This window comes from Carnimonas nigrificans ATCC BAA-78, from assembly GCF_000526695.1.
In the GTDB taxonomy this organism is placed as follows: Bacteria; Pseudomonadota; Gammaproteobacteria; order Pseudomonadales; family Halomonadaceae; genus Carnimonas; species Carnimonas nigrificans.
This window is the reverse complement of record NZ_JAGO01000012.1, coordinates 76,334-87,724: the sequence shown is the minus strand read 5'-3', so window position 1 is coordinate 87,724 and position 11,391 is coordinate 76,334. Positions and strand designations below refer to the sequence as shown.

The following is an 11,391-nucleotide window of genomic DNA, read 5'->3' as shown; positions in this document are numbered from 1 at the left end:
TCTCATAAGAACGACCTGCTTCAAGCCATTTAAACCCTTTCCCGTGATAAGCCTTACACCGAATAACCGTTCCTCTCATCAGCACCAGACCCCACGTTTCTTCGCCCTTCTTTGTCAGCGTGGCACTTGAATGCGTACATGACTTCCCTATTGCCAGCAGCGAGGTGCCATTGGATTGTTCGGCGCGCCAGGGCCATAATCGAGGCACTTTTTACAACACCGTTTTCAAATGGGGAGCTACTGCAAATGGTCGTACGCGAAAATCCGGGATTCTGGCGCCTTTTCTTTGTCGTTCAAGGGTCGATCATACCCAAGACATTTCCCAAGGTGGCCGCGATTCTGGCGCTGGCGATACTTGCAGTAGTGCTGCACCGCTACTATCCCGAGCTGTTTTCCATTTCCAGTGTGACCGCGTTTACGTTACTGGGCATTTCGCTGTCACTGTTTCTGGGGTTCAGGAATCACGCCAGCTACGAAAGGTGGTGGGAAGGCCGAAAACTGTGGGGGTCGCTCATGTTTTCAAGCCGTAATCTGAATCGACAGATGAATACGTTTTTCTGCACCGAAGATGAGGTCAGCCACGCATGCAGGGAGAGGATCGCGCATCTCAACATCGCCTTCATCCATGCAGTGAATCACCGCCTTCGTCAGCAACACAACGAGTTCGAGAGCGCGCGTTATCTTTCGCCGGACGATAATGACTTGCTGGAAAAGCGCACCAACAAGGCGGTGGGCATTTTGCAGATCATGGGGCAGGAACTGGGAAGATGGCATCAGCAGGGGCTGATTGACAGCACATCGCTGCGAGATATCAACCGTTGCCTCAATCAGCTTTCTGAAGACTACTGCGCCTGCGAACGCATTCTCACTACGCCCATTCCCTTTGCGTACATGCTACTGCTGCACCGCACGGCCTATGCCTACTGCGTGCTCTTGCCCTGGGGAATTGTAGCTTCCATCGGCAGTGCCACACCTATTCTTGCCGCGCTGGTGGCCTATACGTTCTTTGGCTTCGATGCGCTCTCCGAAGAGCTGGCTTCACCCTTTAGCCGTGAAAACAATAGCCTCGCAATTGATACCATGACGCGGCAGTTGGAAATAGAGACCCTTCAGGCGATCGACAGCCCGCTGGAAGCTCCGGCGCCCATCCCGGGAGAGAAGTACATATTGAACTAGCCCTGATGGGGTGAATGGGCTGCTCTCCAATTGGTACTTAAGCGTAAGCGGTCACTCCTGTTGCATTGATCGCTTACGCTCTCTGCCCTAGCGCGCCAATGCGTCAAAAATCAGCGCAATGGCCCGGGCACCGGGGTCCATATGCCCCTTCTGAGCCTCCTCCGGCACATAGGCAGCCCTGCCCGCATTAGCCTTGAGGTGGGCAGTATTTTCAGCCCCTTGCTGGGCTGCGTGCGCTGCCTCCTTGAGGGACTGGCCCTGCTGTAATGCTTCTACCGCAGGAATCAGCGCGTCGAGCATGGTGCGATCCCCCTCGCGCGCTCCGCCGTAGAAGGTGACTTTCTCAATGCCTTTGGCTAGCGCGGCAGGCAGTGATTCCCTCTGGTTGAGGGATGCACTGGCGGCGGTAAACAGCATCGACAGCAGAATGCCGCTGGAGCCGCCCATGCTGTGCTCAAGCAGTGTCGCCAGTTGAGCCGTTAGCGTCGCCCTGTCACCGCTGCCCAGCGTCTCGCGGTCAAGCGCTTCCAAAAGGGCTTTGGCACCTGCGGCAAAGGTACTGCCTGCATCGGCATCGCCGCTATAGCCATCCAGCTCATTCAGTTGATCCATGTGCTCGATCAAGGTATCGGCCACCCGTTTCAGCCCAGCTTCAGTAGCAGAATCACGCGGGCAATCGCTCGCCACATCGGCATTGTGCTGCCTGTGCTCCTCCATGCGCTGGGGCTGATGGGGAGAGATACCGCCAGGCCAGGCGCTCACAGTAACCGGCGCCGAGAGTGCTTCGATCAGCTCGGGGGTGCTGGGCAGCACCGTGACCGAGAAACCGTGCATGCCCAGCGCGCTCATCATGACCGCGGGGCCAATCAACAGGTCGATAGTGGCGTGCCCCAGCTCGGCCACCAGCGCACCTGCCAGCAGCTCTCGCTCCTGCGGAGAGCATCCGCCCAGATCGTTGACCGCAACGATCCATTTCCCCTCTTCCTGCGGAAGATCAAGGGCATCGACTACCTGCCTGATGGCATCCTGAGCCGAGGTGACGCTGGTATTACGCGCTCCCGGCTCGTTATGAATGCCCAGTCCCAGCGCGGGCTGTTGCGCGTGCGCTGCCTGCCCGGGAAGCTGTGCCGGGGCCAGCGCAAGGCCCACCGTCCGTAGCTGTTGCGCACTATCGCGCGCGCACTGGGCAACGCTTGCCAGCGACGCTCCCTGACCGGCACAAAAACCGGCGATCTTGTGGATCAATACGGTACCGGCCAGGCCGCGCGGGTGCTGCATCCCTTCAAGCGACACATCATCACCGACCAGCACCACTTCCACGTTCAGTCCCTTGGCGCGACAGCGCTCGGCGGCCAGGCCGAAATTGAGTCGATCTCCCGTGTAGTTCTTGACCACCAGCAGGCACCCTGCTTCACCAGTCACTGCTTCGATGGCGCTTTCGACGGCCCCCACGCTTGGCGAGGCAAACAGGTCTCCCACAATCGCGCCGGTTAGCATGCCTGGCCCAATAAAACGGGCGTGCGCCGGTTCATGCCCCGCGCCTCCTCCTGAAAGGATCGCGACCTGACCGTTATCGCTGCTCCAATCGTTACGCAGCACGACACGGCCACCGCCTTCGGTGGGCAGCTCTATCAGCTCCGGCGAAAGCAGAATGCAATCCAGCACAGCGCCCACCATATCGGGCGTATTATCGAGGAAAGAGGTCATGCAGCACTCCATTAAAGATTCTGGTAATCAACATCAATCAAACGAATTCGTTAAATCCTGGCTGCCAGCTCTGGCAGGTGTAAAGCCCGACCATTGGCCCACTTCCGAGACTGGTCAATCCATTAGCGCTCGCTGCCCGCTTTATGGCGCGATAGCGACTGTCGCCTACATAAAACGCAGCCCACACACGAACGTTCTCGCACAAGGCACTGAGCAACGACGCACGTCACCAAGCAAAAGCGGCGCTCGCGCGCCGCTTTCCTGTTTACTCATTTACCGAGCCGAAGCGTTCTTGAAGGCTAATGGCGCGGTGTGTTGTGCTGCACATCCAGCAAACTCTCTTTACTGTCCTTGATAAAGAAGATGTACACCACCAGCGACACCGCCATGATAGCGGTCGCATAAATAATGAAGGCGTTCAGGTGCTGGGTGCTGACTGCCGCCTGATAAAGCAGCGGCGCAGTACCACCGAAGGCGGAGTTACCAACCGCATAGCCAAAGCCAACCCCAAGGGCACGCACATGGGCCGGGAACAGCTCGGCTTTCACCAACGCATTGATCGAGGTGTAACCGGTAAGAATCACAAAACCGATGCCCAGGGTCACGAAGGCTGACAGCCAGGTATTCTTTTCAGGCAGCGCCGTCAACAGGTACCAGGTATAGAGCACACCGCCAGTACCAAAGAAGACCAGCAGCGCTTTACGCCCCACCTTATCGGAAAGCGCACCGCCAATCGGTTGCAGCACCATCAACAGCACCAGCACAAATAGATTAATGACCGTGCCTTCGAGTTTGCTGTCGCCTGCAAAGTTGCCCTGAATAATACGCGGGCCGGTGACCGAGTAGGTGTAAAACGCGATGGTACCGCCAGCGGTCACCAAAAAGCAGATCAGCAGCGGCTTCCACTGATTGACGAGCAGCTCGCGCATGGAGCCTTGCGAACGTTTGTGCTGATCCTCTCCCGCTTCTGACGAGAGGGATTCATCCATGCTGCGCCGGAGCATGAAGGCTGCAATCGCGCCACATCCACCGATGGCGAAAGCGACACGCCAGCCCCAGCTTGATACCTGCTCGGCGTCGCAGCAGAGCAGCATCACCAGTAGCACCACCTGTGCCAATACCTGCCCGCCTACCAGCGTGACATAGTGGAAGGAGGAGAGAAAACCGCGCCAGCCCTTGATCGCCGACTCCGACATATAGGTAGCACTGGTACCGTATTCACCGCCGGTCGCAAAACCTTGCACCAGGCGCGCCGCCAGCAGCACCAGCGCCGCACCGGAACCAATGGTGGCGGCAGTGGGCGCAAGGGCGATCACAAAGGAGCAGGCCGCCATCACCATGACCGACAGCGTAAGCGCTTTGCGTCGCCCGTGACGGTCAGCAAAGCGGCCAAAGTACCAGGCCCCTATCGGGCGCATCAAAAAGGTGGCGGCGAAAATCGCCCAGACATAGATGGTGGAATTCTTTTCGCCCGGAGCAAAAAAGTGCTGCTCGAAATAGATCGCGAACACCGAATAGACGTAAACGTCGTACCATTCGATCAGGTTACCGACGGACCCCTTGAGGGTATTTGAAACGGAACGTCGCAGGGTGCGCGTCTCAGGGGGCCGTTCACTCGTGTTGGATATCGGGGTAGTCATCAATCAGGCTCTAGCGTATGTGCGTTGTTATATAGCGCCCCATTACGGGCGATCGACCACGTTACTACATTTTGCTATCTCAGGAGATTCGCCTAAAGGCGAGTAGTCAAACCGATAGAATTAATGCTTGGGTCTACCGATCCCTTCCCATTTCCAGCCAGAGAGCATCGGGATATAGCCAAATGACAGCATTCGCTCTCTTTCAGCAACGCACGAGAAAGGCACTGAAGCTGGACAGCATCAGAGAGTCATGGAAAGCAGAAAATATCAGACAGGAGAGTGACAGGAGTACAAAAAAGAGAGGCCCCTTGAAGACCAAGGAGCCTAATATACCCAGAAGGAATCTTGCAGTTAAATTGACCTGATCTGAGACAAAAAGTTTCAGAACTCACCACATTTTTTTACGTTCTTCCCTAAAGTTGCCGGGCTGAATACGCCAGCGCCTTGCGTTGCCCGCCACACAGAGAGGACACTCAGGCAACAGCGCGGTATCATGAGCTCATTCACTCGCGGCAATCATGTTGCCAAGGAGAAGATCATGTCTTTGCTTCACTCTCGGCTGATGGCTATCAGCACCGCTCTCGCCCTGACCATCGGCAGTGGCAGCGTACTCGCCCAAACCGCCAGCAACGATACCATTGCCAATCAGGCCAATCGCAGCGCTCAGCAGAGCAGCCGCAGCATGCAGTACAATCAGGCACGCCAGCAGCAGTTCATGAATCAGAGCAATGCCAGCCGGTTGCGTTCAACGGACAGCACGACACAGCGTAGTCAGCGCACGCAGCAGCTACAGCGCTCCAATCAGCGGGTTCAGCAAACGCGCCAACAAATGGCTCAGCCGACCCAGCCTTCCAGCGCTACTTCCACACGCTCAAGTGACAGCCGTGTACGCTGATAAGCCAGTACCCACGCAAGAGAATTAATTCATGTTCAAACGAGCAATGTTCGACATGCGCGCCAGAAGGCACTTGCGACTGTTACGCAACGGGCCGGGGGTCAAGCAGCATCGTTATCGCAAGATCGTGCGTCACGAAGAGCTGCAATGGTACATCACCATCACAGTACTGATGATGGTCCCGGTTGTCGTCGCCCTCAGCGCCTTTATGGCAGAGAGCAGTTTCAAGGCGATATTCGGTATCGGCTAATCACTGCCTGACCGCGGTATTGCGTTCAAGAGGATCAAAGACCTTTATCGGCCTTCTCAAGCGGGGAGGCGTGTTTGCCATGCTGCCACCCAAGGCTAGCGGCGCGCTGCTGGTCAAACCAGTGAAGTCTTGAATAAAGCTCTACTACGCCCCCCACGATAATCAGCGTGGGCGGCGCAATGGTTACATCAGCCAGTGAAGCCACAATGTCATTCAGAGTGCCGCAATGTACGCGCTGGCGTGCGGTGGTGCCCTGCTCCACCAGTGCAATGGGGGTGGCAGGCTCGGCACCATGGGCAACAAGCTGTTCAACGATGGTCGCCAGACTGCCCAACCCCATGTAAAACACCAGCGTTTGCCCTGCCGCGGTCAGCGTATTCCAGTCGAGATCGACACTGCCATTCTTCAAATGGCCGGTCACAAAGCGTACCGATTGCGCATAGTCTCGATGGGTCAAGGGAATGCCAGAATAAGCCGCTACGCCAAGGGCAGCAGTGATCCCGGGCACCACATCAAACTCGATACCCGCATCGGCCAGCTCCTCAAGCTCTTCGCCACCACGGCCAAACATGAACGGATCACCGCCCTTCAAACGCACGACCCGATAGCCTGCCTGCGCCCATTCGACCAGCGCCCGATTGATACCTTCCTGGGGGACACTGTGCCGGGAACGCGCCTTGCCCACGTAAAAGCGCTTCACCTCCGGCGGAGCCAGTGCGAGCACTTCTTCACTGACCAGACGGTCATGAATCAGCACCTCGGCCTCTCGCAGGCGCGAGAGCGCTTTGAGCGTCAGCAGCTCAGGATCTCCCGGCCCAGCCCCCACCAGACTGACATGACCACGAGTGAAGGAACCGCTTGCTGTGTTGGCCTGAGCAGTCGGCACAGAGACATTGAGCGGCAGTCTCAGCGTGCTGCGCTCGGCAAAACGCGGCGCATAAAAAGCGATATCGGCCGCTTCCGCCTGACGTACCAGCTCGCTGTCGTGCTGCTCGGCACCCGAGGCGATCAGCCAGCACTGGCCCTTCAGCGCCTGTGGCGTGCGCGCATCACGCGCCCAGCCCTGCGCGTCCATGAGCTGCTGGAGAGCACCGCACAGTGAATCGGCATGCAGGCACAGCGACACCGGCCCCAGCCGCTCAGCCAGCGCCAGTGCATCACGACCGCCACCAAACAGGTGAAGATCGAAAAAGCCTAGCGAGGTAATAACGTCCTGGGCCATTAGTGGCTCCCTGCATGAAGCCGCTTAGCGCGGCGTGTTGATCCGCTCGATCCCGCCCATATAGGAGCGCAGCGCTTCAGGTACTTCGATGGAACCATCGGCCTGCTGATAGTTTTCAAGCACCGCCACCAGACAGCGCCCTACTGCCAGCCCCGAGCCATTGAGGGTATGCACCAGACGCGGCTTTTTATCGTCCTTGCCACGCATACGCGCCTGCATGCGACGCGCCTGATAATCCTCGGTATTGGAGATCGAAGAGATTTCGCGGTAGGTGTTCTGGCTGGGTAGCCACACTTCCAGATCAAAGGTCTTGGCCGCCGTTGCGCCCAAATCCCCCGTACACAGCGCCATCTTGCGATAGGGAAGATTCAGCGCCTCCAGTACCGAGGCGGCGTGGCCTACCATTTCATCAAGCGCCGCGTAGGAATCTTCCGGTGCGACCACCTGCACCATTTCAACCTTGTCGAACTGGTGCTGACGAATCATGCCGCGCGTGTCCTTGCCGTAGGCCCCCGCCTCGGCGCGGAAGCATGGGGTATGCGCCGTCACCTTGAGCGGTAGCTGATCGCTCGGCAGAATTTCATCACGCACCAGATTGGTCAGCGGTACTTCTGCGGTCGGGATCAGTCGAAAATCGTTTTCAACATCAAGAGCGAAGAGGTCTTCGCCAAACTTGGGCAACTGGCCGGTGCCGCGCAGCGAATCAGTGTTGACGATATAAGGAACATAGTGCTCGATATATCCGTTTGTCAGCGTTTGCATATCGAGCATGAATTGCGCCAGGGCGCGATGCAAACGGGCGATCTCGCCGCGCATTACCACAAAGCGGGCACCGGTAATCTTGGCCGCCGTTTCAAAATCGAGGCCGTTGTTCAACTCGCCCAGATCAGTATGGTCACGCACGTCAAAATCGAACTGGCGCGGCGTCCCCCAGCGCGACACTTCGACATTGTCATTTTCATCCTTGCCCTCAGGCACACTTTCGTGGGGCACGTTGGGCAGCCCAAGAACGATATCATCAAGCGCAGCCTGTACTTCGGCATACTGCTCGCTGGCGACGGCCAGTTTTTCCTTGATCGTCTCTACCGTGGCCATTTGCTCGCTGGCATCTTCACCACGCGCCTTGGCCTGACCAATCGCCTTGGAACTCGACTTGCGCTCACCTTGCAGTGATTCTACTTCCGCCTGAAGATCACGGCGGCGTGATTCAAGGGAGGAGAACTGCTCTGCGTCAAAGAGGTAACCACGAGTCTTGAGACGTGCCGCAACGCCATGGGGGTCGCTGCGCAGCAGTTTAGGATCGAGCATTGGTCTGGTTCCAAAGAGTAAAAAGTGTATTTCAGCGCGGTGCACCGATCGGATATTGTAAGGAAAAGCGCGATTAAGCTCTACGCTTCATTCGCGTCTCTCCCGCTACTGATGCCTCCTGGCATCGTCAGCCACGCCCTATTCACCGAGTACCGACGATGAGCGACGATAGAAACAGCCGCCACAAGAAGGCGATGCAGAAACTGAAATCCCATGTGGATCAGCGCATTGCTGATGCACAAGAAGAACGCGGGCTATTGCTGGTCTTTACCGGCAATGGCAAAGGCAAGACCACGGCGGCCTGGGGCACGGTGGCACGCGCGCTGGGCTACGGTTATGGAGTCGCCGTGGTGCAGTTTATCAAGGGCGAATGGGAGTGCGGCGAGCGCCTCAAACTGACCGAGGACCACAACCTTCAGCTAGCGACCATGGCCACCGGCTTTACCTGGGAGACCCAGAACCGTGACAGCGACCGTGCTGCCTGCGAAGCCACCTGGGAGAAGGCCGAGGCGATGCTCGCTGACCCCAGCCGCTATCTGGTGGTACTGGATGAGCTGACCTATATGCTCAAGTTCGGCTACCTGGACATTGAGCGCGTCAAGCGTGCGCTGGCCCACCGCCCCGCCGAACAGAGCGTGATTATCACTGGTCGTAACGCTCATCGCGAGCTTTTGGAGATGGCCGATACGGTGACCGAAATGGCCGAGACACGCCACGCTTTCAACCAAGGGCTCAAGGCGCGGCGCGGTATCGACTACTGATAGCGCCGCCTTCCCCAGCGACTTATAGGTGAAAGCCGCTGGGGACGTACTCCCTGCAAACGACCGCCCTGCTATTACAGGATTGAAAAACAGGCGCCGATCGCCAGCAGCGCTTACTCATGTACCAGCGTATGCCGATGCCGGTAAGCGCCAATGACCGGGATCAGGAAGAACAGCGCATTGATGCACTGGCCGCCCAAAAACGCCCATGCCGCCCCCATCACGCCGAATGCCTTCATGAACAGCACCAGCATCACAATGTAGCAAATCGCTCCCAGCCCCTCGGCAACCAGTGCTTCACGCTGACGGTGCGCCATATAAAGCAGTGATTCCAGCGGGAAGGCGGCCATCGAAACCACCACGGCCCACAGCATAATCTGTAGCAGATCGAAGGCTTCTACGTAACGCTCCCCAAACACCAGCAGAATCAGTGACTTCCCGAAAAAGCCTACCAATACGATCATCACAAGCCCAAGCCCGAACGACAGCGCCGCGCTGCGGATTGCCAGTGTCCAGGGGCGCTGGCTACTCGGGTCAAGACGCATGATTTCAGGATAGAAGCTCTTTTCCAGCAGTTCGGAAGGCGTACCCGCTGCGTTGAAAAACGAGGTAGCTATCTTGAAAAGCCCAGCAGCGGCTGGCCCCAGCACCACCCCGACGATCACGTTACTGCCTGCATTGCGCAGCGAGTAGACGGAGTGCGCCAGATTGGTGGTCCACACGAAGTTCCATGAGGTTTCAATGGAGCGCGCTGCCGAGAACAGACGCGGACGCAGTGCCCCTCTGATATTCTGGCGGTTCAGCTCATAGATAGCCCCGCCCCACAGCAGCAGGTTGCCCACCAGACTGGTGAGATACCAGGTAACGAGGAAACCGGCAAAGCCCAGTTCGAAATACCACGCAATCACACTGCCCGTGGCCTGCAAGGCAGGTTTCACCATCTGCTGTAACGCAATCAGATCGAAGCGGTCGATGGCGCGCAAAATGCCGGTACTGGTGGCCGACGTCATGAAGGGAATCAGCGTACAGAAGCCCAGCGCCAACCAGGTGTCAGAAGCCGCCAGCCCCATTGCGTGCCCCAGCCACGGCAGCAGCAGCATACCGGCCACCATGGCCACGCCGCCGCTCATCAGGTCCAGCCCGAATGAGAAGTTGGTGACGTTACAAAAGCGCTCCTTCTGCCCTTTCGCCAGTGCCGGCGCACCAAAGCGCACCACCATTTGCCAGGTCTGGAACTTGGCGACATCACTGACAACCTTGGCATACGCTTGCACCACCACCAGGGTACCAAACGCCGCCGTGGACATACCGTGGCCCGCGCAGGTAAGCGCCAGAAGCCCGAACAGAGCGCCCACGATATTGCTCGACAACAGCCATGAGGCGTTGCGAATAATGGATTTAAAAACGTTATCCTTCACGAAAAACCTGTGGGATAGAGATAGAAGGTAAAACAGGACGCTAGAGCCAGCAGGAGTGACCAGCGCCTGAAAGAAGCAGTGGTACTGCCAGCGCTTGATAACGGCTCGCAGCATCGCACAGCACCGTGAAAGCCGCCAATAATAGCGAAGCTGTCAAAGCGCCGGTGCGGATTCTACCTTAAGGACGCATTTTTCCAATGCCCTGATTGCACACTCATGCACAGCGCTGAGCGATACAGACACACCATATCGCCGTCGAAGCCATCGGGCTGCCTCCCCGACTCGCCATGGCCTAGTGGCCGAGCTTTTTGGTAACGCTATCTATCTTGTCCTGCATGCTCTGCTCCCGATCAACGCGCGTCCCTACCTTCAAGGTCGTATTGATCCGCGCAGCGCCCATCTCATGCACTACCTCGTGACAGCGCTTGACCACCGCGAACACCTCATCCCAATCGCCCTCGATATTGGTGCCATAGGCGTGCATGTGATGATGAAGCCCGGCCTCCTCGATCACTCTCTGGCAGGCTGCCACATAGGGAGATACCGACAGCCCTACGCCCATAGGAATAACGCACAGATCAATGATGACCTTCATGGCTGTCTCCTTTTATTCACTAATGAATACATCGTGCTTACCCTTACTCGGCTCTGCTTCAGCCATTGAGTGTCCGCTTCGCTTTTCGCATTTTCCCGCTATCAGCGCAACAGCAGACTGAAAAGAGACGGGCAAGTTGGCCTCACGGGCTGCCACTACATCTGATAGCGTGAACAATAGGGAGTTCCTAACGCCGCCCGTCTCTATTAACATTTACTTATGGCGTTCACGCCTGAGCGTACTGGCAACAGACCATACGCCTGTTAGGATACCGCTCGAATGGGCAAATTCTGTTATCCTTAAGACCATTAGACAGCGAACGATCTCCCGCCATTCAGGTGGTGCCCACCCCAGGCGCTACCTGAATCTTCGCGCCAGAAGCAGTCGCTAAGTCACGCTGAACATTCCACAAAACAGGA

The 11,391-nt window shown here is 57.4% G+C and carries 10 protein-coding genes; 4 read left to right on the top strand and 6 right to left on the bottom strand.

All coding sequences use genetic code 11. The features are described from left to right. Window positions 1–246: 246 nt before the first annotated feature. A complete protein-coding gene (locus tag L881_RS0106435) occupies window positions 247–1,176 on the top strand; it encodes a bestrophin family protein (RefSeq protein ID WP_025732882.1) in 930 nt (309 codons plus the stop codon). Window positions 1,177–1,263: 87 nt separating this feature from the next. On the opposite strand, the gene L881_RS0106430 is transcribed toward L881_RS0106435, so the two are convergent. Both L881_RS0106430 and L881_RS0106425 read right to left on the bottom strand, forming a co-directional pair. Then, entirely contained in the window at window positions 1,264–2,883 is a 1,620-nt protein-coding gene (locus L881_RS0106430; protein ID WP_025732881.1) for a dihydroxyacetone kinase subunit DhaK, read from the bottom strand. A 299-nt stretch (window positions 2,884–3,182) separates the two neighbouring features. Further along, complete coding sequence (locus L881_RS0106425) at window positions 3,183–4,523, bottom strand: MFS transporter (RefSeq protein WP_025732880.1); 1,341 nt, start codon at window positions 4,521–4,523, stop codon at window positions 3,183–3,185. A 538-nt stretch (window positions 4,524–5,061) separates the two neighbouring features. Here L881_RS0106425 and L881_RS0106415 point away from each other — a divergent pair. Together L881_RS0106415 and L881_RS0106410 are read left to right on the top strand one after the other, a co-directional pair. Continuing rightward, window positions 5,062–5,418: a hypothetical protein gene (locus L881_RS0106415; RefSeq protein WP_025732878.1), complete on the top strand. Its 357-nt coding sequence runs from the start codon at window positions 5,062–5,064 to the stop codon at window positions 5,416–5,418. 31 nt (window positions 5,419–5,449) lie between these two features. Further along, complete coding sequence (locus L881_RS0106410) at window positions 5,450–5,668, top strand: hypothetical protein (protein ID WP_025732877.1); 219 nt, start codon at window positions 5,450–5,452, stop codon at window positions 5,666–5,668. A 34-nt stretch (window positions 5,669–5,702) separates the two neighbouring features. On the opposite strand, the gene cobA is transcribed toward L881_RS0106410, so the two are convergent. Then, complete coding sequence (gene cobA, locus L881_RS12945; RefSeq protein ID WP_025732876.1) at window positions 5,703–6,890, bottom strand: uroporphyrinogen-III C-methyltransferase; 1,188 nt, start codon at window positions 6,888–6,890, stop codon at window positions 5,703–5,705. Window positions 6,891–6,914: 24 nt separating this feature from the next. Further along, window positions 6,915–8,198: a serine--tRNA ligase gene (gene serS, locus L881_RS0106400; protein ID WP_025732875.1), complete on the bottom strand. Its 1,284-nt coding sequence runs from the start codon at window positions 8,196–8,198 to the stop codon at window positions 6,915–6,917. A gap of 158 nt (window positions 8,199–8,356) precedes the next feature. Between serS and cobO the strand changes: the two genes are divergently transcribed. Then, window positions 8,357–8,959 (top strand): cob(I)yrinic acid a,c-diamide adenosyltransferase, encoded by a 603-nt coding sequence (gene cobO, locus L881_RS0106395; RefSeq protein ID WP_025732874.1) that lies wholly within the window; start codon window positions 8,357–8,359, stop codon window positions 8,957–8,959. Window positions 8,960–9,072: 113 nt separating this feature from the next. On the opposite strand, the gene L881_RS12940 is transcribed toward cobO, so the two are convergent. Both L881_RS12940 and L881_RS0106385 read right to left on the bottom strand, forming a co-directional pair. Next, window positions 9,073–10,491, bottom strand: coding sequence for a lipopolysaccharide biosynthesis protein (locus tag L881_RS12940; RefSeq protein WP_084055420.1), 1,419 nt, complete (start codon window positions 10,489–10,491; stop codon window positions 9,073–9,075). A 178-nt stretch (window positions 10,492–10,669) separates the two neighbouring features. Next, a complete protein-coding gene (locus L881_RS0106385; RefSeq protein WP_025732873.1) occupies window positions 10,670–10,972 on the bottom strand; it encodes an MTH1187 family thiamine-binding protein in 303 nt (100 codons plus the stop codon). Window positions 10,973–11,391: the final 419 nt, after the last annotated feature.

What these genes read in the sequence shown, in the direction of transcription:
- L881_RS0106435 (WP_025732882.1), top strand. Translation starts at nt 247, where the DNA reads ATGGTCGTACGCGAAAATCCGGGATTCTGGCGCCTTTTCTTTGTCGTT.
- L881_RS0106430 (WP_025732881.1), bottom strand. Translation starts at nt 2,883, where the DNA reads ATGACCTCTTTCCTCGATAATACGCCCGATATGGTGGGCGCTGTGCTG.
- L881_RS12940 (WP_084055420.1), bottom strand. Translation starts at nt 10,491, where the DNA reads ATGCTGCGAGCCGTTATCAAGCGCTGGCAGTACCACTGCTTCTTTCAG.
- L881_RS0106415 (WP_025732878.1), top strand. Translation starts at nt 5,062, where the DNA reads ATGTCTTTGCTTCACTCTCGGCTGATGGCTATCAGCACCGCTCTCGCC.
- L881_RS0106410 (WP_025732877.1), top strand. Translation starts at nt 5,450, where the DNA reads ATGTTCAAACGAGCAATGTTCGACATGCGCGCCAGAAGGCACTTGCGA.
- cobA (WP_025732876.1), bottom strand. Translation starts at nt 6,890, where the DNA reads ATGGCCCAGGACGTTATTACCTCGCTAGGCTTTTTCGATCTTCACCTG.
- serS (WP_025732875.1), bottom strand. Translation starts at nt 8,198, where the DNA reads ATGCTCGATCCTAAACTGCTGCGCAGCGACCCCCATGGCGTTGCGGCA.
- L881_RS0106425 (WP_025732880.1), bottom strand. Translation starts at nt 4,523, where the DNA reads ATGACTACCCCGATATCCAACACGAGTGAACGGCCCCCTGAGACGCGC.
- L881_RS0106385 (WP_025732873.1), bottom strand. Translation starts at nt 10,972, where the DNA reads ATGAAGGTCATCATTGATCTGTGCGTTATTCCTATGGGCGTAGGGCTG.
- cobO (WP_025732874.1), top strand. Translation starts at nt 8,357, where the DNA reads ATGAGCGACGATAGAAACAGCCGCCACAAGAAGGCGATGCAGAAACTG.